Consider the following 26038-nt stretch of genomic DNA (forward strand, 5'->3'; position numbering starts at 1 on the left):
TAGCACTTTTACGTAACGAAATCAGTTGAATACATGATAATTATCAGTTTTTCGGAAATACTGGGTTCAACTTACTTTAATCTATTTTGTAATTTTTAAATTGCCTTTTGAGAGGGGCAATGCTCTTTTTGGCCTTCCGGAAAATTCATTAAGTAATAGGCATGTTAAGACATTTGGGTGCTAAACGTACTCCGCAACATAACTTGAAATTGGCTACACTGCTTGGCCTTACTGCAGGTTTTGTAAATGCAGCTGGTTTTTTGGGTTTTGCAGTCCTGACGACAAATGTTACAGGTCATGCAGCTCTATTTGCCGAGCACATTGCATTACAGGATTGGAAGACAGCCCAGGTAGTCGCATTATGGATGTTTCTTTTTCTTGCCGGAGCTTTTATCTCTAGCTTAATCTTATCCTTTACAGGACCAAATCAACGTTTCTCTTATTCAATCCCAATATTTATTGAAATTCTTATTCTTTTCTTTTCAGCCATTTATGGGGAAAGGTATGATGGGAGTTTAATCGCTAAAGAGATTTTTGCAGGAAGTTTGTTATTTGCTATGGGGCTGCAAAATGCACTGGTCTCTTTGATTTCTGGTTCCGTTGTTCGAACGACGCATTTAACGGGCACTTTTACAGATCTTGGAATTGAACTTGCACATCTGGTGCATAAATCCGGTAAAGATCAGGAAACGATCAAATCAAAAATAAAGCTCAGATTAGTTATTATCTTCTTTTTTATGTCAGGGGCCGTAATTGGGGCTTATTTATTTGATCACTTTGGATTTGGGTGTTTTTTTGTGCCTATAGTGATTTTATTTTATGCGTTACTTTATGATATATTTCGAATAAAGGTTAAGCGTTTTTATCAAAAGACTTCAAAAGCAATGAAAGGAACCTTTTTAAAAAGCTGATTTTTATCAGCTATTGCGATGATATTCTTTCGTAAAATATCCTTTGCATAAAAGATACCTTTGCTTGCTGGCCATTAGATTTTGATACATGAACTTAGATAAATATATAACCGCGATTTTGGAAGAAATCCGGGGAACAGAGAATTACCAACAAGTAGAGGCGGTGCTTATTGCTTCAGTTAAACAGGTACGGGAGAAGGAATATGGATCGGTTAAATATTTTACCGAACTGGAGAAATCTATAGAATGTTTATCACCATTAGCGCTAAACAGCACCCAATTTAGCTGTTTCCGATATGCACTTATTTTTTTGAGACTACTTTCTAAAGAGGAAAAGACAGCGGGGTTACCAGCGTAATAAATTCCTATCTTTGTTGAATGAGTTTGTCAGGAATTTTTCCAATTGATAAATGGAATTTTACTACGCAGTCAATACTAAGTGTACTTTCGGAAGAAGACTTTGCTTTCCTGATTTCGAAGCAAGGAGAACAAAAATATTCGAAGGGTGAAGTTCTATTCAGGGAGGGGGTTGTCCCTGCCGGTATTTTTTATATTCACCAGGGGAAGGTTAAAAAGTATAAAGTAGACAAAATAGGGAAAGAACAGATTATCTATGTAGCCAATACAGGGGAATTAATCGGATATCATGCTGTATTATCGGAAGAACGTTACCCTGATTCTGCAGCAGCCATGGAACCATGTTCAATTTGCTTTATTCCAAAAGAGGACTTTTTGACTATTCTAAATAAATCGCCATTGTTTGCCCATCGGCTATTAAAGGCTTTGAGCCACGAGTATACAGTGCTGGCGAATAATATTTCGGTATATACCCAACGTTCTGCAATGGAAAGGCTGGCTATATCGTTGATCGTAATTCGTGAAAAATTTAAAGCTGAGACCGTTGAAGGTCAGAAGGTTATGGTTGATATTTCCAGGGGTGATTTGGCAAACATGGCCGGACTGGCAAAAGAAAACGTAATCCGAATGTTAAAAGAATTAAAAGACGAGGGGATTATTGGAACTGAAGGACGGAAAATATGGGTAGAAGATATTGGAAAGCTAGTTGCCAGATCAAATTTTAAATAACAAAAGCATCAATTTATTAGCCAGGATAAATCCTATCTGCTATAAACCGAGGCCGGTGGAATCTTCTCTGCGCCAGAGAACGCCCTAAGGTAAGCAGCTTTATATTCAGCCATCGCCTCAACTTTATGCAGGGCGCTTAAACTTTGATACAGCCCCAATAATGACCAGCCATTTCCTGGGTTTAGTTCCAGATCCATTTTGTAAACCAGCTCTGCATCTGCCGGTTTCCCCAGCTTTAAAAGGTAGGCTCCTAAAAACTGTCTTGCAGGAAGTGGCCAATCCATTGGCTCAGCGTAAACCATCTCGTCTTCTATTTTTATGGCCTCATTGAGGCTGTTAATGCCGGCAGTATTCTTTCTCTGATCAAATAAAATAACGGCATTTAAAATGTTCTCCGCAATCTGCGCGCTTTGCAATGTCGTATTAAAAGGGATGCGTCTCTTTTTTAAAATGGGATCTGTTATTTTACTACGCAACTGAACAAGCTGCCCGCTTGCCAACTCCGGCTTGCCTGTATACACATATGCAAGCCCTTTGGCAAAATTATCCAATATCCCTGCATATGTCCAGCGGGTATCGGGCTGAACAGTATCTTTTAATAGCTCATCCCATTTACCAAGCCTTATCTGGGTAAAGAGCGGCATCATGTATAAATATTGGGCATAAGTATCCTCATACATTGGCTCAACACTTCTTCTGCACTTTATGGCATCCTGCATTCCTTTAGTATACATTCCACCTGTCAGGCCGCAAAAAGCCTGTACTGCAAAATAATGCGACGAATGTTTGTTAAGCTTAAGGTGCCTGGCCAGTGAATCATAACGCACAAGGTTCGCATCGGCCCTGTCATTGGCCTCTACACCCAACGGATACAGGCCGTTTCTTTGGTACACGTGGCTTGACATGTGAACCATGTGGGCCACGCCCGGAAAAAGATCTTTCAGCAGTTGTGCATTGGCCAGGGCAAGCTCTGGCTGACGCGAAGCTTCCGTTAAATGTATATAATAGTGTAAAGCACCAGGATGTTTTGGGTTTTCCTGCAATACAGTTTTACACAAATTTACCACTTCAGGTGTCCATTCTTTCGCCGATCCGTCGTTGTTCCAGAAGTCCCAGGGATGGATCAGCATCACCGCGTCTATAAATAGCGCCTTAATGTCTGCATCCTGAGGGTATATGGAAATGAGCGCTTTCATACCTTGTGCATACGCCGCGTTCAGATTCGTTTTTACAGTATCAGCATCTGATGATGGATACCGGAGGCTCATCACCTTAAACAGGTCCCGCTCTTTTGCAGATGCTTTACCGGCAGATTGGTTCATCAGTTTTAAAACTTCTAATATGTTTTTAGGGATGAGGTACATGTGGGCAGAATTATAGTAAGGACCCATAGCCAATGCCTGACCCCAATAGATCATAGCACAATTGGGATCAAACCTGGCTGCTTCTTTAAAGGAAGCCAGCGCTTCCTTCATATGGTAACTATAATACATAGTTAGCCCCTGATCAAAATAAACCTGCGCGCTGTCGCTAGCCGTCGATATTTGGTAAGAATAGTGTCCCCAGCCCGGCAGATGCATCATAAATTTACCGTTATCCGCTGTACCAATATTTTCTGTGGGAGACAAAGAACCACATGTTGCTACAGTTTTCTTGCTGTAATCCGTTAGATATGAAGGTTCTTGGGGGTATTTATCGCCGCCAGAAAAAAAGAGGAAGCATATAAAAAGCAGTTGTATTGTTCTCATAATGTTGGCAATCTAGTTATATGCAACAAACTAAAGCTCAATTAAGCGGTGGAGGATCTTTTGGATCATTCGCCGATGCTTTTGATAGATGAAGTGTTAGATATTAGATGTCTTCGGGCTTAATCTCGTTGCCTTCCTCGTCTATCTGCTGATGCTCATGCCAGTTGGTATTTTTAGTATTGGTTGGCTGCTCTTCTTTTATTTTTTCGTCCGGATTTTGCTTCTCGTCTTTTTCTTTTGGGTCTATCATGATTATTCATTTTAAGTTCTAAATGATAACAATCAACAGTAATAATGGTTCGGGAAAGTTGAAATGATCTTCGGTAGTCGTAACTTAATGCGCAGTATTGACACTGACTTTATCTAGTTAATCACAGATCTTTAATGAGATCGGATTCTTCGATTTTCTAAAATTATATAATTTGCCGTGATGGATACGCATACTTTTTGAATTAGCAATCAATAGGAGTGTATCTTTCTTTTGCTCACATTTACCATCTAGAAAACCAGTAGAAGATCTGGGATTTTTACTATACGATATACTAAATTCATTGTATTTATTCCATTTGGTAATTTTAAAGGTTGTATCCTGGAAATTAAAGCTCCATGCATTGAAAGGTTCTTTATATTGATTGCTCAATTCTAAAGTGAAAATCCAGTAGGTAATGACAGATGCGACGATACAATTAATGAAGAACATAGGACTGTAGACTCTTTTGGTAAAAAATAATATTACCCCGATGATAATATTGATGGCAAAAGCAAAAGGTACAACAATATACACAACCATAGCCGATTCCGGTCCATGATCTGAATTTATGGCCCAAAGCCAGATGATCAGCAGGTCAATAAGTGCGAGGATTATTGAACCTTTCAGGAATTTTGGGGATGAAAAACTCATATTATTTGGCGGAGGATGGACGTTTTATGCGCTTTGTGAATATGCAGCTAAATCCCCCAGCAAATTCAACCAACTCTCGTCATAGAACCTGTTGCCCTTATTAAGCAAAATCCAATTCTGCTCTGTCATTTTAAATAAATGCTTAGCAACGCTATGATCCATATCACTTGCAGCAATTTGCATCAAAAAGTCAAATGCATTTTCCAAGATACAATGATAGATATACCCTTGATAAGGTACATTGGGTAATTCTGGTTCTATTGCCATAACTATGGAAAATATTGTTGCAGCAGCATCTATAAAATTATCATCTTCAAAGTATGCCTTTGCTTTCTCCATAAACACATCAGCCAATTCTTCAATTTTTTGCTCACCAGCTTCAGATATAAGGTTAGCTTCACCCTTTTCATCCTCAATAAAACCTTTCAGTAAGGAAATCCCCTCAGCTTGTGATAAAGAAAGAAATCTCACAATCATTTTAGCCTGCATATAACGATCGTCCTTGACATACTCCTTTAGCATGATTAAATCTGTCTGATCTGGAAAGTTTGCAAGTTTTTGCTCCAATATTGTGAGGTGTTTCTCCAGTGAATAAGTCCCCCGTTTTAAAATATATCCCATCTTTCTATCTCCTTTACTATTCTATACTTTAAGTTTACACACTTTGTTTAGTTAAACAAAATCCAACAACTTCTTTCCTTATTTACCGTGACGTACCTACTCATCTTTCTGTACATCAGATATTTCTGTGCACCTGAAAAGTATGCGTACTAGTTCATAATGATAATGTGAATACAAGTTCCAATTAAAAATAGCTACAAAAAATAGATCATTCCCTGATTTTGATGGACTATTATATTTAATTTATTCATAAGATTGTAACATCAACAATAATCCCATATGCAAATTATAGATGTTTTATTTTATATTTAAATCACCTTAATAACTATTAAATGATAATAAATGGGGGAGGTAACGATGGAGCTTTTTAAGGATGAATAGGTTAACAATTGAATTGTTATTTCACATTATAGGAATAGGTTCTGCATCTGGTTTATTTTTAAAGGACAATTCGCTTTATGTGATTGGTGATAATAGTTCTTATTTCTATGAATATGAACTCAAATCGTCAGCTTTAAAACGTTATGCGCTTAGTGAATACCCGACTGAAAATATAACGAAGAAGGTCAAGCCAGATTTTGAAGCACTTGCTTTTTATGGAGATTCATTTTATCTTTTTGGATCCGGGTCTACAGAGAACCGAACAAAAATGGTTCAGTTAAATTCGGCCAATAAAGAAAGAGTTTCAGTGCTTGATTTATCTGCATTATACAAAAGCATGCAGGTGTTAGCTGGGTTGAACGCAGAAAACTTTAATATAGAAGGAGTAGTTCATACCGGAGATTCCTGGTATTTCTTTAATCGTGGGAATGGAAACTCAGGAAGAAATATTGTTTTTATTGTTCATGGTGAGGATTTAAACGGAAATGCTAACATTACATTTACTGAATTCAAGCTCCCTGAAATTAGAGGGTGCCAGGTCAGTTTTACTGATGCCATTGAAGTGGGGGATAAGCTTTACTTTTTAGGAGCAGCGGAAAATACGAATTCTACCTACAATGACGGTGAAGTTTTAGGAAGTATCATAGGCTGTATAGATGTCAAAACAATGAAAGTAGTATTCACAAAGGAAATTTCAGACCGGCATAAATTTGAGGGGCTGACTTTACAGCATAACTCAGAGAACGAACTATCATTCTTGTTATGCGAAGATAATGATAGCGATAAGTTGGGGGCAGATATTTATCTATTGAAGCTTAAGCCTTAATTTGATGAACAGCGCAATGGATTAAAAAAATCCCGGAGCACATTTAATGCTCCGGGATTTTCCTATTTCTCATCAAATTTAAAATTCTGTTTTCTGAAGCTATTTTAGATCTACAACTAAGCCAAGTGTAACATTTGTTCCTCTGCCCTTAACATAATATTGATCCATGCTTGGCCATAAAGAACGCGCTGGAAAGTAATCTTTGTTCAAAAGATTTTCTATACCAAGCTTTACACCGATCATAGAATTTACTTTATAGGAAGAAGATAAGTTAATAAGCTGATAAGGTTTTACACTACCCTCGTAAGTTTTATATACCCCTGTAGTTGGGTTTGGACTAAATCTGTTTCTTTCGCCTGAGGCAATAAGATCAGTACGGATATTTAGTTTTTTAGATGGGCTGCTGTACTTCACATAGGTTGTAAATTTTGAAGGCGATATTCTGTCTCCACCCAGGTAAGTATCCTCTGCATCGTTGTACTTACCATTCTGATTCCCATCTCTTTTGCCATCTACATAACTGTAAGATGCACCAACCATCAACTCTTTTGTCGCATACACATCAGCAGAAAGCTCATAACCATATACTCTTTCAGGCTGCCGAACGTTGATATAAAAGCCATTTTGCTCAACAAAACTAGATCCAAGGTTCGATTTACTGATATATGCAGCACCCTCTATGCGTAGAAAGTCAAATTCAGTACTGAAACCGGCTTCATAGTTGTTCACTATAACCGCTTCTGTCTGAATTAAAGAAATGTCATTAACCTTGGCTGCCCTGAGTACAAGACCAACATCTGCCACTGAGAATCCCTGAGAAAAGTTAACGTAGGGTTTAAAGAAATTGTATTTTTTATAACGCAAACCACTATTGAAAACAAGGTTACCATATTTCAAATCCCCACCTTTTACATCAATACTTGTCCCAAAAGTTTTAGTACTGGCGTTATACGGCTTAAGCGTAGTATAATCTTCGACTCCTATTTTGATACTCTCATATCTTAGTCCTCCGTTAAAAGCAAAATCTCCAAAAATCGTTGCATTCAGCTGCGCAAAGGGTCCGGCATTCCCCATATTCATTTTAGGCACCCAGGTTCTTCCATCTAACAGGGGTTGCGAGGTCACATCATTTAGCAGATCGACACCATAGGTTAAATCTGCATCTACAGCTCCTTTTAGCCTAAAAGGAGTGTGAAAATCTAAACGAAGCCCTTTTTTTGAAGAGCGAATCGTAGATTGCCCACCACCCTCAAACTGAGGACTATAAAAGAACACAGTACTGACATCCTGCAGATATGCACTTACATTTAGTCCTGTCCCTGCAAAAAAATCGTCATTGGAATATTTTAGCTGGGCATTGTGATTCCATCGGGTCCCAGGTTCTGTACCGGGTGTTGTGCCATCAACTGCAAGCGTTTTTCGACCATCTTTAATTGAGCCCATAACTTCTGCAAGATTGGTTTGTTCAAGACTTTTGAAGAAATTATAACTCAGCTGGATACGCTGATCATCAGCCAGCTGATAGCCCAATTTCGCAAAACCATTATAAACTTTATTATTGCTCAATCCGTAAGTTGGCCCTAAAACATCCCCATCGGCATCCTTTACTTTACCTGTTTTTTCATAACTGCCACTGGCTGTATAATCGATTTTTTTAATTTTTCCATATAAAGATTGGTAAATTCTTCCTCCAACGGTTCCTTGGGTATTTAACAGAGATCCTGTTGACACAAGTTCTGTTTTTGATGAAATTTTTGAGCTGTAGTTTTGATTACTTTTAGTAATATAATTGATCATACCTCCAGAAGCTCCATTGCCATAGATTGAGGTAGCGCCTTTGATGACTTCAATTCTTTCTATAACATAAGGGTCTATTGTCCTCATGTCCACCGATCCGTTTCTTAAGGGCGTAGTCTGAGGAACACCATCTACCAAAACCAGAATTTGTCTTCCCCGAAGTGTTTGGCCCCAGTTACTACTTGATCCAGATGACAAAGCCAATCCGGGAACGGCAATGGCAAGGATATCACTAGCGTTATTATTAACAGTCTGAAGATCCTGGATAGCTTTCGAATTCACAATCGTTACCGAAGAAGTAAGATCCTCCTTTAATTGTTCTTTTTTTCTTGAGGTCACCACAATTTCATTTAAAAATGAATTTGAGGCCGGAAACAATGAAACTTTCAGCTCCCTGGTTTCAGAAGAATCAATCCGAATCTTCATTTCTACTGGTTCAAAGGACACCGAAGTGATCTTTAAGGAATAGTCACCCCCGATCAGATTGGACAATATAAATTTCCCAACAGAATCTGCGAGTGCTTTTTTATTTGTTTTGCTGATATGAACCGTTGCACCTTGTATGGGATTACCAGCACGATCTGTCACCTGTCCGGTAATTGTTCCGGTGGTTTGCGCCTTGCCTGTTAGTGCACAAAGGAATAACGTAAATAATAGTATTAGTTGCTTCATACTTTAAAATTTCAGCAAAACTAATCTTATTTGGATTGAATACAAATAAAAACAGCGATTGTCCTAAAATTCTTTATATGCTCATAAAATTAAAACAAGGGTGTTATTTGATCATAATAGAAAATACATCCTATATGCCAATATTACTTAATGAATTGACATTATAGTAGAATTGTAAATGTCATTTACTCCTTTCTTTGTTTTAACCAAATTATAAAAATTAAACACATATGAAAAAGATAGGTTTGTTTATGGCAGGATTAGCGTTATCCTGTTCCGTATTTGCCCAAAAGAACTATTTAGAAGAATCAAAATCTGCCAAAATCCAGCGAATGCAATGGTGGGAAGATGGAACATTCGGTATGTTTATTCACTGGGGATTGTATGCCGTTCCTGCCGGAGAATATAACGGAAAGGGTGGTGGTGCAGAATGGATTATGGAAACCCATAAGATCCCAACACCTGAATATGAAAAATATGCTCAACAGTTTGATCCGCAAAAATTCGATGCTAAAAAGTGGGTGAGTATCGCCAAAGCTGCAGGAGCTAAATATATCGTCATCACATCAAAGCATCATGATGGTTTTAGTATGTGGGATAGTAAGGTAACCACATACGATATTATGGATGCAACGCCATTTAAAAGAGATATTTTAAAAGAATTATCAGATGCCTGTAAAGCTGGTGGCATTAAGTTTGGTTTGTACCATTCTATTATGGACTGGCACCATCCCAATGCTAATCCAAAGCAAAAACCAGAGGTGCAGCCGGAATTCTCTAAATACAGAGAGGAGTATTTAAAGCCTCAGTTAGCAGAGCTGATTAAAAAATACGATCCTGCAATATTATGGTTTGATGGAGAATGGATTGCTGAATGGACTGAAGACCAGGGTAAAGAGCTTTACAATTACCTGCGTAACCTAAAACCATCACTATTAATAAACAACCGTATCGGCAAAGCCAGAGGAGGCATGGAAGGCATGAATAAGTATGCAAATGCTGCAGGAGATTTCGGTACGCCAGAACAGGAAATTCTAAAAACGAATTCTCAGGAATATTGGGAAAGCTGCATGACGCTTAATCAAAGCTGGGGATTTGTTAAAAATGACCACAAATGGAAATCATCACAAACACTTATCGATAACCTTGTTGATGTAGCAGCAAAAGGTGGTAACTACCTGTTAAACGTTGGTCCTAATGCTGAAGGAGAGATTCCTGAACCAAGTGTTGAGCGATTAGACGAAATCGGTAAGTGGCTTGGTGTAAACAGGCAATCTATTTATGCAACTAAAGGTTTAGCAAATTATAAAGAAGGCGATAATATCCGTTTTACACAGAGCATGGATGGTAAAACAACTTATGCCATCTTTAATAAGTATGATCAAAATGAGTTGAAACTGTCTTCAATACAGCCAAAGGAAGGATCAAAAATCTATATGCTGGGTGTAGATAAGCCATTAACCTGGAGAAAAAACAATGGAAGCTTTACTGTAAAATTACCAGCCGAGCTGCCTTGTAAATATGCATGGGTATTAAAAATACAAAATCCAATAAGTAATTCCAGATAAGGAACAGTATTCCGGAGGATGTAAGAAGGGTAACATAAGCTGAGTTTATGTTACCCTTTTTTATTTACCAATGGAGGAGTTTTTCCGATATTGTTTTGGGGGAACCCCCATAGTATCAGTAAACAATCTTGAAAAATAATATTGATCATTAATTCCAACCTCTACTGCTATTTCATTAATTCGTAACAACGAAAATTGCAATAATTGACATGCTTTTTGAATTTTTAGATAAATACAATATTCGATAGGTGCATACCCTGTTTTTTGTTTGAATAATAATGAAAAATGCGATAAAGAAACACCAAGATAGGAGCACAACTGTTTTAATATAATCCTTTCCTTTATATGATTGTGCATATACTCGATTGCTTTTTCTGTTACATCATTACTTTTCTGTGTAGGAATCGGAGAAAATCGGTCATCATATAAAAAAGAACCTAGAAAATGCCATGATAAGATACTCGCATAGCCAGCGGTATGCTTTCCATACCCTTGTTCCAGATTGTCATAAATGGAATCAAATAACTTAATACGCTCATCACTAAATGCGACTTTATTTGTTTGCATCAAAACCTTTTGAAACAATTCTTCGGCCATTGGATCTGAAGTACTCCCTTTAAAATGCATCCAGTATATAGTCCAGGGATTTTTTTCATTTGAGCCATAAGCATGTGGAGTGCCTTGTGGAATAACCAGGAATTCATTTGCCTGTATAACAAATTCTTTGTCTTTTATTTTACACCAGCCATTTCCGGCAATACAATAGATAAGAATATGTTGCTGAGCACCATTCTTCCGGTGACGATAATGAAATTCTGCTTTCGGGTAATAACCAAGATCTGTCGGATATAACAAATTATTAACAAGTGTTTGGTTAATTTTTTCTACCGCTTTTAAAGGCAGTACAATAGCCCTTTGTCCTGTAAAACCTTCTTTCTTCTTTGTCATCAGTAATAAACAATTGGATAAAACACTATTATAAGAAAATAATCCATTAAAAAGAAACATTCGTCCATTTTTATATGTTCAATTCTCATTTAAATTTGATAAGCAAGAGGATAATACAAAATAAAACTAAATCGCGGAGGCTGACTCAACCTATACCTCTAAAATCAGATGAGGTAAATGCAGAATATATTATTGCTTTTTAAAAGAAAGGAGAATTAGCATATGAAGTAACTATTACACCTAAAGCTTTAAAAAATTAAGCATGGAAAAAGCTTACGATTGAGATTTTAAAGAACATTACTTATACCAAAGAACCAAATATTAAATGTATGAAATGTTACGGAATTAGTTTATACAGGGCCTCCTGTATAAAAAATAAAATTATGTTGGTCATGAGCTTATCGCTCATTTTAATGGCCACATCAAATCTTCAGGCTAGTGCCGAAGCCAAGACTGGAAAGATTATACTAAGAGAGAAAAATACAAGGACCGTGGCACCCATCAGGGTTTCCGGTAAAGTTGTCGATCAAAAGGGCGCACCTATGGTTGGAGTAAGCATAACTACTAAAGGAGTTAGCGGAGGTACTGTTTCCGATGTAAACGGTAATTATACTATTAATGTGCCTTCTGAGAATGCTGTGCTTATATTTCAGTTTCTGAGCTATGTTAAGCAGGAAATTACAGTAGGTAAGGCCGAAAATGATAAGAAAGTTATTAATGTAACTTTAAATGAAGATACTAACGATTTAAATGAAGTTGTTGTAGTTGGCTATGGCACACAGAAAAAACATGCCGTTACAGGTGCTGTTGTAACTGCTGATTTAAAAACGTACGACAAAGTTCCGGTAAATAACATTTTGGAAGTACTAAAAGGTACTGTAGCCGGTCTGAATGTAGGTGAAGCCAATACCGCCGGTGGTGTACCGGGTGTTACCATTAGGGGGACGAATACTTCGGCAGCCGGAAACAGCCCATTGATTATTCTGGACGGTACTATTTTCGAAGGGTCAATGGCTGATATTTCTCCCTCTGATATTGAAAGTGCCACAATTTTGAAAGATGCAAGTGCCGCTGCGATATACGGCGCCCGTTCGGCAAACGGTGTAATTTTGATAGAATCAAAAAAGGGTGGTAGTATAAACGGCAAACCTAAGTTTGAGTTTCAATCAAGCTACGGTACCATAAGTGAACTGCAGCCATTAAAGGTATATGATGCACCTGGTTATATGCGTCACGTGTATGATGTGATTAGAGACAATGGCACCAATATTACCTTTGAACAAGCGCCTAATTACCTGCAGGTTGGAGAGAAGAAAAATTATGACGCCACGCCCGACCATGCTCCAACTTTAGTTGATCCATATAGTGTGTTCAGCCAGACAGGAAGAAATGTGAATACTGGCCTCAGCATTTCACAGCGGACCGATAAAATGAGCTATTTTGTATCAGGTAACATGACTGATCAGCAAGGTGTGATCATTAATGATGCCTTTAAGCACTATTCCGTTCGTTTAAACCTGGAATCCAATGTCACTAACTGGCTCACATTAGGCGTTAGATCTTACTATAGTCACAGGAACTATCCGGACGCACGAATCTATGGTGTGGGCAGCGGCTCAAGCAGTCCTTATCTATTCAGTCCTTATGCTAATTTGTATAACGCTGATGGCACTTATAATATGTATCCTCAAACAACGACCTCGTTTATCAATCCATTTCTTGTGAGGGCAACGGAAGCTGAAAACAAAACCAATAACTTAAACGCCATCTTTAATGGTACCATTAAAGTGCCCTGGGTTAAGGGACTGACCTATACTGCCACGTATTCGAAAACCCTCAATGGAAATGAAAACGGTTCATTCTACGGTTTAGATACTTATGAAGGTTTGGCACCTAAGGGTAAAGGATCAAGAAATTATTCCACTGCAAACAGCACACTTCTGGATCATCTGATAAAGTATAACCACACTTTTGGGGGTATACATAACGTAGATTTGACATTGCTGCATTCAGATCAGAAGAAAACATTCTCCGGAATGGGCGTCTCAGCAAGTGGTTTTGATAACGACCAGTTAGGAATGAATCGTTTACAGGCCGGATCCATTCAAAATGTATCTACCTCTGCATCAGAAAGTACAAATATCGGTCAGATGGCAAGGCTTACTTATTCTTATAACAGTAAGTACTCTGTAACCGGTACGGTCCGTCATGATGGTTTTTCTGCTTTTTCAGCCAATCACAAGTATGGCGATTTTGTATCAGTTGGTATGAACTGGAATATCATAGAGGAAAAATTTATGAAAAGTATTCCGGTAATTAATGCTTTGGCATTAAGGGCCTCTTACGGCACAAATGGTAATCAATCAATTGCTTCATACAGTACCTTATCCAAGATTTCAAATGGCTATTATTACTATCAGGGAGATGGTAGTTATACCTATACCCAGGGGGTTAGTACGATAGGTAATGATGACTTGGTTTGGGAATCCACTACAGGACTGAACGCCGGAATTGATTTTGCAATTTTAAACAGCAGGCTAGCCGGTTCAATAGATGGTTATATGACAAGAACCAATAACCTGGCCTTCAATTTAAATCTTCCCGGAGCTTCTGGTTTTTCCGGTATTCTAGCTAATGCAGGTGAACTCCGTAACAAGGGACTGGAACTAAACCTGCGGTCTTTAAATGTGACCGGCAGGAAATTCAGTTGGAGAACGGAAGCAGCTTTTTCGCTAAACAGGAATAAATGGCAACATCTTTTAGGAGACCGTGATGGTGATGGTAAAGAGGATGATATTGTGGGTTCTAACCAATTTATAGGAAAGCCTTTGTCGGTAGTGTATGGCTATAAAGTTACCGGTATGTGGCAACAGGAAGATAAAGACAATGGAACGATCATGGCTGGTTTCCTGCCAGGGCATTATAAGCTGGAGGATGTAAATGGTGATGGGAAAATTACGTCCGACGCTGACCGTGTATTTATGGGGAACACCAATGCCAATTTCCGGTGGAGCTTAACCAACACTTTCAGCTATGGTAATCTTTCGATGATGGTTTACTTAAATTCCATTTGGGGCGGTAATGGTTATTTTATCAACGGAGGTAATACCCCATGGGACGATGCTTATGCGAACAGAGCCGATATGAACCATCCTATATATGATTATTGGACACCTGAAAATCCGGGTGCCGAGTTTCCCAGACCCAGCTATAAAGATAAAGCGATTGCCAAAGCACCAAAATATTATGACAGGAGCTTTATACGTCTGCAGAAAGTTGCAGTAAGTTATGATGCATCCAAACATGTGAAAAAATATGGTGTCAATGGGTTAAATATTGCTCTCAGCGCCGACAATCTTGCTACTTATGCTCCTCATTGGATTGGTCTGGATGCAGCTACAGGTAACGGACTTACAGTGTCCTCCATTCCTTCGCTCAGGACTGTTTCTATGAACATTAATGTAAATTTTTAAGCAAATGATCATGAAAAAGATATTTTTCTACTCCATTATATTCGCAACATTTGTTGCAAGCTCCTGCAAAAAACCCTTAACGGAGGAGCCGTTGGATTTTTACACACCTGAAAATTCATATACCAATAAGGCTCAGTTTGAATCAGCACTAGCGAATAGCTACCTAAGTATCAGATCTAATTTTTATGCTGCAACTGATGCGTACTCTAACTATGATATGCTTGGTCTTGATGTTGATCTGACCCATGTTGAATCAAATGCATCAGCTACCAAAGTACAGTATTTTGGATGGGCTACCATGAATTCAGATAATGGGTTTGCGGGCAAATGGTGGCCACGCTTGTATGCGCTTATCGCACAGTCGAATACAATTATTGACAGGGCCGATGCCTCAGAAGCAAAATGGACTTCTGACGCGGAAAAAAATGCTATCGTTGGCGAAGCAAAATTTTTGCGGGCCTTTGCCTACCGGTTTTTAGCCAATATGTGGGGTGATGTACCATTGGTACTGAAAGAAACCAGGGTGCCAAAATTTGATTATACAAAATCTAAGCAGTTAGAAGTGTACCAGCAATGTAAAGCCGATTTGGAATTTGCTGTGCAGTATATGCCTGCCATTGACCAGGTAAAGGGCGGCAGGGCACCCAGGGAGGCAGCTTATCATTTATTATCGGAGATTAATATTTGTTTAAAAGATTATCCCGCGGCTATTACTGCAGCTACTGCAGTAATCTCAGGTGGAAAATGCAACCTGATGACCAGCCGGTTTGGCCTGAGTACAGGCTTTAAGTTTTCCGGTTATGATTACCGGGGGGCTGGCTTACCATGGGGTGATGTGTATTGGGACCTGTTCCAGGAAGGAAATATGAACTGGAAAGAAGGTAACAAAGAAGCCATCTGGAATGTATCTCAGGATCCTACCATAAAAGGAGGGGATAATATCGATGTACATGCACAGGGAGGTTTCTTTGTAATGGACAGATGGTGGGGGCCTATTCCATGGCAGGCCAAGGATAAAAACAATGTATCTAACTGGTTAATGGATACATTAAGCGGCAGGCCGGTAGCTTCGTTAATTGTATCGGGTTATGCCGATAGTGTGATTTGGAAATACAAAGGTAATTTTAGCAGGGATTTACGTAATTCAGAATACAACATTCAACGTACCTATTATTTTACTAATCCGGCCAGTGCTTATTATGGGCAGGCGATTACCAAAAGTAATGTGGATGCTTCAACGCTTGCTTTATGGGAGCCAAGATTAACACCTCATTTTAAGAAATTTATAAGACCCGTTCCAGTGGGCCTGGCAACAGATGCTTCGAGCAAACGTAAAAATGATAACGGACGTAACTGGAAAGACTGGTACATTATGCGTTTGGCTGAAACCTATTTGTTAAGGGCTGAAGCTAATATGCTGAAAGGTGATCTTACCGCTGCAGCAGCTGATATAAATGCGGTTCGCGGCAGAGCAAATGCAACCTCGGTAGCAGAAGGTGATGTAAATATGGATTTGATACTAGACGAAAGAGCCAGAGAATTGTACGGAGAGGAATTTAGATTAAATACACTGATGCGAACCGGTAAGCTTGTGGAATATCTGAACAAGTATAACGGTTACTTGAAAGACAATGGACTGGTTGCTCCAGCCCGTGTGGCCAAATTGCCTATTCCACGCAAGGAAATTGAAGCTAATAAAGGTGCAGTTTTATTGAATAACGAGGGTTATTAATTAATACTCAAGATGTCTGTTCCTGTAAAGGACAGGCATCTTAATAATAGTTTTTCTATGGAAACAAAATATAGATATAGTGTATTGCTATTTTTAACGATTGCTTTCTTCGGGACTAAGACCAGTGCTCAGCAACCCATGAAGTCGTTAATTGCAGAAAATATGCAGCTGGCGGCCAGTCAGTATAAGTTGTTGGCAAAAAAGGTGCCTGCAGACCAAATGCCAAGGTATTATGATCCGCAAAAAAATAAGTGGGGTAATAGCAATACCCAATGGTGGTGCAGTGGCTTTTATCCCGGCTCTTTGATGCTCATTTATGAATATACCAAGGATGAGGCCATCCTTAAGGAAGCAGAAAAGAAATTGGCAATTTTGGAGAAGGAAAAACACTATACTGGTAATCATGACCTTGGTTTTATGATGTATTGCAGCTTTGGTACGGCTTATCGGATTACCGGAAATCCTGCTTATAAAACTACTATTGATACAGCTGCCTTATCGCTGTCTACACGATACCGGCCAAATATTCAATCCATTCAATCCTGGGATAGTAACGACAAGTTAAAATGTCCGGTTATTATCGACAATATGATGAATCTGGAGTTGCTGATGTGGGTGGCCCAGCAAGGCGGCGATTCTAAATTAAAGGAGATTTCGCTTGCCCATGCCAACAGCACCCTGGAACGTCATTTCAGGCCCGATGGCAGTTCCTATCATGTATTGGATTATGATCCTGTTTCATCCAAGCTTATTCGTAAACTGACCTGGCAGGGGGCGGCTGATGAATCGGCCTGGAGCCGCGGACAATCCTGGGGATTTTATGGTTTTACTATGATGTACCGCTTTACCAGGGATAAGCGCTATCTTGATCAGGCAAAGAAAATTGCCAGCTTTATTTTTACGCACCACAATCTGCCTGCCGACCTGGTGCCTTATTGGGATTTTAATGCACCTGGTATTCCAGACACTTTCCGTGACGCCTCTTCCGCTGCAATCAATGCCTCAGCCTTGTTAGAGCTGGCGCAATATGTAAACAAAAAAGAAGGTAAAGGCTATATCAGTCGAGCAGAAAAAATTATTCGTTCACTGTCTTCGGAAAAATACAGCGCAAAACCTGGTAAAAATGGTGGTTATCTGCTTAAGCATTCAGTCGGCAATCTACCTTTCAACTCAGAAATTAATACAACCCTTACTTACGCAGATTATTATTTCCTTGAGGCAATGCAGCGCTATCAGCGATGGGTATTAAACATCAAGTAGTTTAGTCCATTATTTTTATTTGATAGTCTATTTTTTTCTGTAAAAAAGGATATATCTTCAATTTAATCTAAAACTAAAACCTTCACACAATTACTAGAATAATGACGCGAATAACTGCTTTAATACTATCCACTTTAATAGTCTCCATTGTTTTTTCTGCTCTTGGTCAGGAGAAAAGACAAAGTAAAACTGAACAGTATAACGGTCGTGAGTATTGGGTGTTTGTACTTGTAAAAATAGCAGATCCAGTGTTAAGGAACCTTAGTAATGGTCAATTGCGTGCTAAAATGCCTGTAGACAATAAGGAAATAAAGCGTAAAGAGGTTGCGCATTTGGAAGCTTTTGGACGAACCCTTGCTGGTATTGCTCCATGGTTGGAGCTTGGCCCAGACCAAAGCACTGAGGGGAAACTTCGTACCACTTATATAGATTTAACCCGCAAGGCATTGGCTAATGCGGTTAATCCATCTTCGCCTGATTTCCTTAATTTCAGCTCAAAGCACGGCCAACAGCCTTTGGTTGACGCGGCATTTCTGGCTCAGGGATTATTACGTGGTTACACGCAATTGTGGGAGCCACTAGATCAGCAGACAAAAACGAATATGGTGAATGCCTTAAAAAGTTCGCGTAGCATCAAACCAGGCGAAAATAACTGGTTGTTATTTAGTGCGATGATTGAAGCTTTTCTTATAAAGTCTGGAAATGAAGGAAACATAGAACCCATTGCTTATGCATTAAATAAACATGAAAAATGGTACAAAGGAGATGGAGCGTACGGAGATGGGGCTGATTTTCATTGGGATTACTATAATAGTTTTGTGATTCAGCCTATGATACTTGACATCACCAAAGTGTTAAAAGAAAATGATAACGATCAGATTATTACTTATGATAAAGCATTGAAACGAGCCCAAAGATATGCAGCTGTTCAAGAACGGATGATCTCGCCTGAAGGTACTTTCCCGCCAATTGGCCGTTCATTGGTTTATCGTTTTGGTGCTTTCCAGGTATTGTCGCAAGTGGCTTTACTTAAAGAACTACCAAAGGATGTTTCACCCGCACAGGTCCGTAGTGCTTTGTCGATGGTTATTCATCGTATGATTGTTGCGCCAAATACTTTTGATTCAGGGGGATGGCTAAAGGTTGGCCTCGTTGGCTATCAACCAAATATTGGCGAATACTATATCACTACTGGAAGCTTATACCTCTGTACAGTTGGGTTGTTGCCATTAGGGTTGCCTGCAAATGACCCATTTTGGACCAGCCTGGCTCAGGATTGGACAAGCAGGAAGGTTTGGAAAGGAATTGATTTGCCTGCTGATCACGCTTATAAGGAAGCAAATTAAACCTTCCTGAAAAAATTAGAGTTACAATTTTTAAAGAAAAAATAGATGAATAAGATGCTTATAGTGCTATGTTTTTTGAGTAGCACATTAATGATTCAGGCGAAAGACATTAAGATTTTAAGCCCGGATAAAAAGACGGAGTTAACCATTACTACGGGTTTAAAAAATGAAAAGGCGTTAAGTTATGCGGTCTCTTACCAGGGCAGCTTAATCATTGCCAATTCGCCATTAGGCCTTGAATTTGACAATGAGAAGTCATTGTCGGAGGACCTGACTATGGTATCCGTAAAAGAAAAAGTGGTGAAGGAAAACTGGAAGCCTGTTTATGGTGAGAAAGATAATTATCTGAATCATTATAAGGAAGTAACTATTCAATTCAAAGAAGATAAAGCTCCTCATCGTCAGTTTTCTATGTCATTAAGGGTGTATAATGAAGGAGTAGCATTTAAGTATAATGTGCTTACAAATAAGCAGGTGATGATTACCAGAGAACTTACAGGTTTTAGGTTTACTAAAGATCATCCATCCTGGATTGCAGGTAATGCGCAGTCGAAATATAAAAAAGGGAGCATTAGTAAAACAGGAAATGGAACTGAGCGCCCATATGTGATTGAAATGAATGATAATCGCTTCATCGCACTTGGTGAAGCTGCTTTAGTAGATCATGCCCGAATGAAATTTAACCGTTCTCCAAAAGATAGTTTATTGCTTGTTGCAGCGCTCGATGGGAAAGCAATTTACAATACAAATTTTTCTACTCCCTGGAGATATGTGATGATTGCGGAGTCTGCCGGAAAGCTATTGGAAAACAATCATTTTATCTTGAATTTAAATGAAGCAAATGCAATAAAGGATGTATCATGGATCAAGCCTGGTAAAGTTATTCGTGAGGTAACGCTGACTACAACTGGTGGTAAAGCCTGTATAGATTTTGCGGCCAGGCATAATTTGCAGTATGTTGAATTTGATGCCGGTTGGTATGGCCATGAGTACGATAATGCATCCAGTGCTTTAGCTGTAAATGTTGATCCTTCAAGATCTACAGGGCCATTGGATTTGCAGGGAGTTATAGACTACGGGAAAAGTAAAGGGGTTGGCGTGTTACTTTATGTAAACCAACGCGCTTTGTCGAAAGAGTTGGATGCTATCCTTCCATTGTTTAAGTCATGGGGGGTAAAGGGGTTGAAATATGGCTTTGTAGATGTAGGGTCGCAGAAAAGTACATCCTGGCTCCATGAGGCAATCAGGAAAGCCGCTGATCATCAAATGATGCTGGATATTCATGATGAGTACCGTCCAACAGGTTATTCCAGAACATACCCTAATCTATTAACTCAGGAAGGAATACGTGGAGAAGAAGAAAGTCCGGATAACCATCAGGTATTAACCACGATGTTTACCAGAATGATAGCCGGTGCAGGCGACTTTACCAATTGCTATTTTGCTCCGAGGGTAAACGAAATGGGATCTCATGCTTCTCAAATGGCAAAGGCGATCTGTATTTACAGTCCCTGGCAGTTTGTGTATTGGTACGATCGTCCTGCAGATTCACCAAGACAAAAAGGAGGAGCGGGATCAACGGCTTCTGTAATAACTGAAATTCCGGAACTAAGTTTTTATGATGCATTACCTACGGTATGGAATGATACAAAAGTGTTAGCAGGGAAAATTGGAGAACATGGAACAATCGCGCGAAGAAGCGGGGAGGATTGGTATGTGGGCACATTGACAGATAAACCGATCAGTTTTTCATTACCACTAAACTTTCTGGCTAAAAACAAACAATACCAGGCTACGGTTTATGCTGATGACGCTTCATTGTCGACCTCTACCAAAGTTGCAATAAAACAGATGAGCGTAGCTGCTTCAACAGTATTAAACATACAATTGCTGGAAAAACAGGGACAGGCAATTATTATCAGATCTGTAAAAAAATAGATCCTTATAAATCAGAATGATAACACCAGATATATCAACCAAATGACTACAGAAAAAATAATTTTTAATCACAAATACATCATTGGCATATCCTTTATTTCTGCTCTTGGAGGGTATTTGTTTGGATTTGACTTTGCGGTCATTTCCGGCGCCTTGCCTTTTTTAAGAACCCAATTTATGCTTGATCCCTGGTGGGAAGGGTTTTTAACCGGTTCATTGGCTTTGGGCTGCATAGTAGGCTGCCTGGCCGCAGGAACCATTGCTGACAGGAAGGGCAGGAGGCCAGGTTTATTGATGGCCGCAATCATTTTTGCAATGTCGTCCATTGGCATCGCTTTCTCATCAAGCCTAACGATGTTCGTAATAATGCGCTTTATTGCCGGGATTGGCGTAGGAATGGCATCCATGTTATGCCCGATGTACATTGCCGAAGTTTCTCCAGCTAAGGTGAGAGGACGTAATGTTGCGATCAATCAGCTTACCGTAGTTATTGGTATTTTGGTGACTAACCTGGTTAATTATTTTCTTGCTGACATTGGTCCGGATGCCTGGCGTTGGATGTTCGGATTGGGCGTAATTCCTTCATTTATATTTCTGATCGGGGTGTTGTGGCTTCCTGAAAGCCCAAGGTGGTTAATGAAGGCAGGTCATCAATCGAAAGCTAAAGCAGTACTCCATAAGCTTGGATCTGAGTCGTTTGTGAACTCAACATTTGCTGATATACAGCAATCACTTTCAGGGAATAATAAGCAATCCTACAAAGCTGTTTTTGAAAAAAGTGTACGTCCAGCTGTTATAGTTGGAGTTGTCCTGGCAGTTTTTCAGCAATTGTGTGGCATTAACGTCGTATTTAATTATACATCAACCATATTTGAGTCTGTCGGAGCCAATCTGGATCGTCAGTTATTTGAAACGGTAGCTATAGGCGCGGTAAACCTTATTTTTACGCTCCTTGCAATGTGGCAGGTGGACAAGCTGGGTAGAAAACCATTGATGCTGATCGGCTCTCTTGGTTTATCAGTTGTGTATGTGGTGCTGGCCTTCCTATTGCAGAACCAATTCCCCGCAAGTCTGATTTCAACTTTTGTACTTATTGCAATAGGTTTGTATGCCACTTCACTGGCCCCGGTTACCTGGGTATTGATCTCAGAGATCTTTCCAAATAAGATTCGCGGGACGGCTTCATCTCTGGCTATTGTTTCCCTATGGGGAGCGTATTTTATCCTGGTATTTACTTTCCCAATCCTGGCAGCTAAGCTTGGTACGTTCGGACCATTCTACTTGTACGCCGGTATATGTTTTCTGGGATTTCTATTTATAAAAAGAAAGGTTAAAGAAACAAAGGGCCAAACTCTGGAAGAGCTGGAGCAAAATTTAGTAAGACATTAATAAGCTAAGTAGATGAAATCATCATGAGCAAACAGTAATAACCAGTGCTCATGAAGCAAAAATACGCACACAAATGAATAAAAATACAGTTAACGTTTGGCAAGAGCAGGTAACCATACCGACCTATGGTACGGGTAAACCTAATAAAAACCCTATGTTCTTTGAGAAGAGAATTTATCAGGGAAGTAGTGGTGTTGTTTATCCGAATCCTGTGATAGAAAAAATATTGGATGAAAAGGAAGACAAAGCATACATTGGCTTATTTCTGGAAAACGATTATTTAAAAATCATGATTCTCCCGGAACTGGGAGGACGTATCCAGATGGCCTATGATAAAATAAAACAACGACATTTTATTTATTATAATCAGGTTATAAAACCTGCGTTAGTGGGGCTAACCGGGCCGTGGATTTCAGGAGGGATAGAGTTCAACTGGCCTCAGCATCATCGTCCAAGTACTTTTGATCCAATTGATTTTACTATTGAAAAGCATCCTGATGGTAGTAAAACGGTTTGGGTAAACGAAATAGAGCAAATGTTTCACACCAAGGGGATGGCGGGTTTTACCTTGTATCCGGATAAAGCATATATTGAAATTAAAGCTAAACTATTCAATAGAACCGACCTACCGCAAACTTTTCTTTGGTGGGCAAACCCAGCTGTTAAAGTAAATGATCATTATCAATCTGTATTTCCACCTGATGTGAATGCAGTTTTTGACCATGGTAAACGTGATGTTTCTGATTTCCCAATTGCTACCGGGACTTATTACAAAGTCGACTATGGTCCTGGAACCGATATTTCCATGTATAAAAATATTCCAGTGCCAACTTCATATATGGCTATTAACTCAGCGTACGATTTTGTTGGCGGCTATGAGCATGATACAAAAGGTGGTGTATTACATGTGGCAAATCATCATATTTCGCCAGGTAAAAAACAATGGACCTGGGGAAATGGCGATTTCGGTATCGCCTGGGATAGAAACCTGACCGATGAAGACGGCCCTTACATAGAGCTAATGACAGGGATGTTTACAGATAACCAACCTGATTTTACCTGGATCATGCCAAATGAGGAGAAGTCATTTACGCAGTATTTCCTTCCTTATAGTGAATTGGGAATGGTGAAAAATGCAAGTAAGGACATTCTTTTGGCCATCAACAAGCTTGAAAATAGATTGGAGATTAAGATTTACGCGACTTCTGTGCAGTCTTTAATTGATGTTAAGCTAAAAATAGATGGAGAAGAATATTGGAAAGAAACCATCAGTGTTTCACCGGAAAAAGTTTATGTGAATACGCTTTCTGTTGATCAAAATTTTGATGTAAATAGTTTATTATTGATGATCACTGCGAGTAATGGTCATGAACTTTTACGCTATGAGCCTGCAAATGACCAAAAGAATGTTTTACCGGAACCTGCAAAACCGGCACTAAAACCTGAAGAAATTGACAGCAATGAGCAACTGTTTTTAACGGGACAACACCTGGAACAATATAGGCATGCTACCTATACACCAGTTCCTTATTACGAAAAAGCACTTGAAAAAGAGCCTGGGGATATCAGAAATAACAATGCACTTGGATTATGGTATCTAAGACGGGGTCAGTTTAAAAAAGCTGAAAGCTATTTTAGAAAGGCTATTGAGACAAGTACAGCACGTAATCCCAATCCTTACGATGGGGAGCCATATTATAATCTCGGATTGTGTTTAAGGTTTCTGGGGAAGGATAAGGAAGCCTATGATGCCTTTTTTAAGTCATCCTGGAATAATGCCTGGAAAGCGACTGGTTATTTTTCTGTTGCTCAACTTGACGTTAAAAAGGGTAATTATGGGGAGGCGCTAGCACATGTAACTATAGCTCTGGACGGTAATGCCAATAATAGTAAAGCATATGTCGTAAAATCTACAGCTTACCGAAAACTCAATTTACCGGAAAGTGCTGTGTTAGTTGCTCTTAAAGCATTGAATAGAGATGCTTTCAATCTTGCTGCATTATTTGAATGTAATTGTGCTTATAAAGAGCTGGGGGATAATGCAAAAGCACAATATTATCTGGATGAATTACTAAGACTTTCGAGATGCTACGAACAAAATTTCATAGAATATGCGCTGGATTACGCTGCAATGGGCTTGTTTGCCGAGGCTGTTGATTTGCTTAGCTATGCCATTAAAGAGGAGGGGACAAGTCCACTTGTTTATTATTACATGGCTTTTTTCTATGGGCATATGGGGGAGGAGAAAGAAGTGAGCAGCTGGCTTAACCAAGCGGCGCGGGCAGACTCCTACCTTTGTTTCCCTAATCGTTTGGAGGAAATTAAGGTATTGGAATTTGCAATTTCAAGAAACCCATCGGATGCAAGGGCGCCTTATTATTTGGGTAATTTGTTTTATGATAAACGTCAATATCAGGAGGCAATAGCTTATTGGGAATCTTCAGCGAAGTTAGACGGGAACTTTCCTACGGTACAAAGAAACTTAGGGATTGCCTATTATAATAAGCTGAATGATGCTGAAAGCGCATTGACTAGTTTTGAGGCCGCATTTAGGCTTGACCCAACTGACGACCGGTTGCTGATGGAACTTCACCAGTTATACCTAAAACTGAATGATACTCCTCAAAAACGACTACTCTTCCTGGAACAACATCTCAATACAATAGAGGAGCGTGATGATGTTTACCTTGAACGGGTAGCGATTTATAATTTCCTGGGCGACTATGAACGGGCATTTGAATTGATAATGAACAGGAAATTTCATCCCTGGGAAGGGGGCGAAGGAAAGGTGTCCGGTCAGTATGTACTTAGTTTAACACAATTGGCCAGAATTAAAATTGAATCCGGAGCATTTTCCGAAGCTATTGACCTGTTGGTAAAGGCCCAGGTTTACCCACATAATTTAGGGGAAGGAAAGCTTTTTGGATCAATAGAAAATGACATCTTTTATTTTATGGGCTGTGCTTACGAAGGATTAAATGATGAAGCTTCGGCAAGAAAATATTTTAATAAAGCAACTTTAGGTACGAATGAACCCAGCGCAGCAATTTTTTATAACGATCAGCAACCTGATAAGATATTCTATCAGGGGCTAGCCTGGAAGAAACTAGGAAATCTGGAAAAAGCGCAGCATATTTTTGATAAGTTAATTGATTATGGTGACCTGCATATTAATGATGAGGTGGAAATCGATTATTTTGCAGTTTCTTTACCGAGTTTATCGGTGTTTGAAGATGACCTTGAAGTAAGAAATAAAGTGCATTGCTATTTTATTAAAGGATTGGGCCTACTTGGGAATGGATGTGTTGAGGAAGCGAATGAAGCTTTTCAAAAAGTACTTGCGCTTAATTCCTCGCACCAGGGAGCTCAGTTACATTTTGAAATACAAAAACAAGTAAATTAATTTAACGAATATCAGTTGGAATAAGTAAAGGATTAAAC

Annotated in this window: 18 protein-coding genes; 12 read left to right on the top strand and 6 right to left on the bottom strand. The window is 39.2% G+C overall.

The genetic code is table 11. The annotated features are described in order from the left end of the window. Positions 1–161 precede the first annotated feature (161 nt). The 3 genes from B9A18_RS18760 (at position 162) to B9A18_RS18770 (ending at position 1997) form a co-directional block, all read left to right on the top strand. Positions 162–911: a YoaK family protein gene (locus tag B9A18_RS18760; protein ID WP_084291080.1), complete on the top strand. Its 750-nt coding sequence runs from the start codon at positions 162–164 to the stop codon at positions 909–911. Between the two features lie 88 nt (positions 912–999). Beyond that, entirely contained in the window at positions 1000–1269 is a 270-nt protein-coding gene (locus B9A18_RS18765) for a hypothetical protein (protein WP_084291081.1), read from the top strand. 20 nt (positions 1270–1289) lie between these two features. After that, positions 1290–1997 (top strand): Crp/Fnr family transcriptional regulator, encoded by a 708-nt coding sequence (locus tag B9A18_RS18770; protein ID WP_084291082.1) that lies wholly within the window; start codon positions 1290–1292, stop codon positions 1995–1997. Positions 1998–2029: 32 nt separating this feature from the next. Here the strand turns inward: B9A18_RS18770 and B9A18_RS18775 are convergent, their stop codons facing one another. From B9A18_RS18775 to B9A18_RS18785, 4 genes are all read right to left on the bottom strand, one after another. Continuing rightward, positions 2030–3745 (bottom strand): hypothetical protein, encoded by a 1716-nt coding sequence (locus B9A18_RS18775; protein WP_084291083.1) that lies wholly within the window; start codon positions 3743–3745, stop codon positions 2030–2032. Between the two features lie 103 nt (positions 3746–3848). Further along, complete coding sequence (locus B9A18_RS25185) at positions 3849–3995, bottom strand: hypothetical protein (protein ID WP_159452690.1); 147 nt, start codon at positions 3993–3995, stop codon at positions 3849–3851. 117 nt (positions 3996–4112) lie between these two features. Further along, positions 4113–4646 (bottom strand): hypothetical protein, encoded by a 534-nt coding sequence (locus B9A18_RS18780; RefSeq protein ID WP_084291084.1) that lies wholly within the window; start codon positions 4644–4646, stop codon positions 4113–4115. 24 nt (positions 4647–4670) lie between these two features. Then, positions 4671–5267 carry a hypothetical protein gene (locus tag B9A18_RS18785; protein WP_084291085.1) on the bottom strand — a complete coding sequence of 199 codons (597 nt, stop codon included), beginning with the start codon at positions 5265–5267 and terminating at the stop codon, positions 4671–4673. Positions 5268–5640: 373 nt separating this feature from the next. Here B9A18_RS18785 and B9A18_RS18790 point away from each other — a divergent pair, with 373 nt between their 5' ends. Next, positions 5641–6474: a DUF6929 family protein gene (locus B9A18_RS18790; RefSeq protein ID WP_084291086.1), complete on the top strand. Its 834-nt coding sequence runs from the start codon at positions 5641–5643 to the stop codon at positions 6472–6474. A 99-nt stretch (positions 6475–6573) separates the two neighbouring features. Here B9A18_RS18790 and B9A18_RS18795 read toward each other — a convergent pair whose 3' ends face one another. Further along, entirely contained in the window at positions 6574–8943 is a 2370-nt protein-coding gene (locus B9A18_RS18795) for a TonB-dependent receptor (RefSeq protein WP_084291087.1), read from the bottom strand. 230 nt (positions 8944–9173) lie between these two features. Between B9A18_RS18795 and B9A18_RS18800 the strand changes: the two genes are divergently transcribed. Beyond that, positions 9174–10511: an alpha-L-fucosidase gene (locus B9A18_RS18800; RefSeq protein WP_084291088.1), complete on the top strand. Its 1338-nt coding sequence runs from the start codon at positions 9174–9176 to the stop codon at positions 10509–10511. 60 nt (positions 10512–10571) lie between these two features. Here B9A18_RS18800 and B9A18_RS18805 read toward each other — a convergent pair whose 3' ends face one another. Beyond that, on the bottom strand, positions 10572–11459 hold the full coding sequence (locus tag B9A18_RS18805) for an AraC family transcriptional regulator (protein ID WP_159452691.1): 888 nt from the start codon (positions 11457–11459) through the stop codon (positions 10572–10574). A gap of 392 nt (positions 11460–11851) precedes the next feature. Between B9A18_RS18805 and B9A18_RS18810 the strand changes: the two genes are divergently transcribed. The 7 genes from B9A18_RS18810 (at position 11852) to B9A18_RS18840 (ending at position 26000) form a co-directional block, all read left to right on the top strand. Continuing rightward, a complete protein-coding gene (locus B9A18_RS18810; protein ID WP_159452692.1) occupies positions 11852–14932 on the top strand; it encodes a SusC/RagA family TonB-linked outer membrane protein in 3081 nt (1026 codons plus the stop codon). 10 nt (positions 14933–14942) lie between these two features. After that, complete coding sequence (locus B9A18_RS18815) at positions 14943–16664, top strand: RagB/SusD family nutrient uptake outer membrane protein (RefSeq protein WP_084291147.1); 1722 nt, start codon at positions 14943–14945, stop codon at positions 16662–16664. Between the two features lie 57 nt (positions 16665–16721). Further along, positions 16722–17924, top strand: a complete 1203-nt coding sequence (locus tag B9A18_RS18820) for a glycoside hydrolase family 88 protein (RefSeq protein WP_084291148.1) — start codon at positions 16722–16724, stop codon at positions 17922–17924. A 101-nt stretch (positions 17925–18025) separates the two neighbouring features. Further along, on the top strand, positions 18026–19270 hold the full coding sequence (locus tag B9A18_RS18825; protein ID WP_084291091.1) for a DUF2264 domain-containing protein: 1245 nt from the start codon (positions 18026–18028) through the stop codon (positions 19268–19270). Between the two features lie 45 nt (positions 19271–19315). After that, positions 19316–21208, top strand: coding sequence for a glycoside hydrolase family 97 protein (locus B9A18_RS18830; protein ID WP_084291092.1), 1893 nt, complete (start codon positions 19316–19318; stop codon positions 21206–21208). Positions 21209–21250: 42 nt separating this feature from the next. Then, complete coding sequence (locus B9A18_RS18835; protein ID WP_084291093.1) at positions 21251–22597, top strand: sugar porter family MFS transporter; 1347 nt, start codon at positions 21251–21253, stop codon at positions 22595–22597. 73 nt (positions 22598–22670) lie between these two features. Continuing rightward, positions 22671–26000: a DUF5107 domain-containing protein gene (locus B9A18_RS18840; RefSeq protein WP_084291094.1), complete on the top strand. Its 3330-nt coding sequence runs from the start codon at positions 22671–22673 to the stop codon at positions 25998–26000. The last annotated feature ends 38 nt before the right edge of the window (positions 26001–26038 follow it).

Origin of the sequence: Pedobacter nyackensis (assembly GCF_900176505.1) — a bacterium.
Classification (GTDB): Bacteria; Bacteroidota; Bacteroidia; order Sphingobacteriales; family Sphingobacteriaceae; genus Pedobacter; species Pedobacter nyackensis.

Bases quoted from the DNA above. Each gene is read 5' to 3' on its own strand.
- B9A18_RS18760 (WP_084291080.1), top strand. From the start codon at position 162: ATGTTAAGACATTTGGGTGCTAAACGTACTCCGCAACATAACTTGAAA.
- B9A18_RS18765 (WP_084291081.1), top strand. From the start codon at position 1,000: ATGAACTTAGATAAATATATAACCGCGATTTTGGAAGAAATCCGGGGA.
- B9A18_RS18770 (WP_084291082.1), top strand. From the start codon at position 1,290: ATGAGTTTGTCAGGAATTTTTCCAATTGATAAATGGAATTTTACTACG.
- B9A18_RS18775 (WP_084291083.1), bottom strand. From the start codon at position 3,745: ATGAGAACAATACAACTGCTTTTTATATGCTTCCTCTTTTTTTCTGGC.
- B9A18_RS25185 (WP_159452690.1), bottom strand. From the start codon at position 3,995: ATGATAGACCCAAAAGAAAAAGACGAGAAGCAAAATCCGGACGAAAAA.
- B9A18_RS18780 (WP_084291084.1), bottom strand. From the start codon at position 4,646: ATGAGTTTTTCATCCCCAAAATTCCTGAAAGGTTCAATAATCCTCGCA.
- B9A18_RS18785 (WP_084291085.1), bottom strand. From the start codon at position 5,267: ATGGGATATATTTTAAAACGGGGGACTTATTCACTGGAGAAACACCTC.
- B9A18_RS18790 (WP_084291086.1), top strand. From the start codon at position 5,641: ATGAATAGGTTAACAATTGAATTGTTATTTCACATTATAGGAATAGGT.
- B9A18_RS18795 (WP_084291087.1), bottom strand. From the start codon at position 8,943: ATGAAGCAACTAATACTATTATTTACGTTATTCCTTTGTGCACTAACA.
- B9A18_RS18800 (WP_084291088.1), top strand. From the start codon at position 9,174: ATGAAAAAGATAGGTTTGTTTATGGCAGGATTAGCGTTATCCTGTTCC.
- B9A18_RS18805 (WP_159452691.1), bottom strand. From the start codon at position 11,459: ATGACAAAGAAGAAAGAAGGTTTTACAGGACAAAGGGCTATTGTACTG.
- B9A18_RS18810 (WP_159452692.1), top strand. From the start codon at position 11,852: ATGAGCTTATCGCTCATTTTAATGGCCACATCAAATCTTCAGGCTAGT.
- B9A18_RS18815 (WP_084291147.1), top strand. From the start codon at position 14,943: ATGAAAAAGATATTTTTCTACTCCATTATATTCGCAACATTTGTTGCA.
- B9A18_RS18820 (WP_084291148.1), top strand. From the start codon at position 16,722: ATGGAAACAAAATATAGATATAGTGTATTGCTATTTTTAACGATTGCT.
- B9A18_RS18825 (WP_084291091.1), top strand. From the start codon at position 18,026: ATGACGCGAATAACTGCTTTAATACTATCCACTTTAATAGTCTCCATT.
- B9A18_RS18830 (WP_084291092.1), top strand. From the start codon at position 19,316: ATGAATAAGATGCTTATAGTGCTATGTTTTTTGAGTAGCACATTAATG.
- B9A18_RS18835 (WP_084291093.1), top strand. From the start codon at position 21,251: ATGACTACAGAAAAAATAATTTTTAATCACAAATACATCATTGGCATA.
- B9A18_RS18840 (WP_084291094.1), top strand. From the start codon at position 22,671: ATGAATAAAAATACAGTTAACGTTTGGCAAGAGCAGGTAACCATACCG.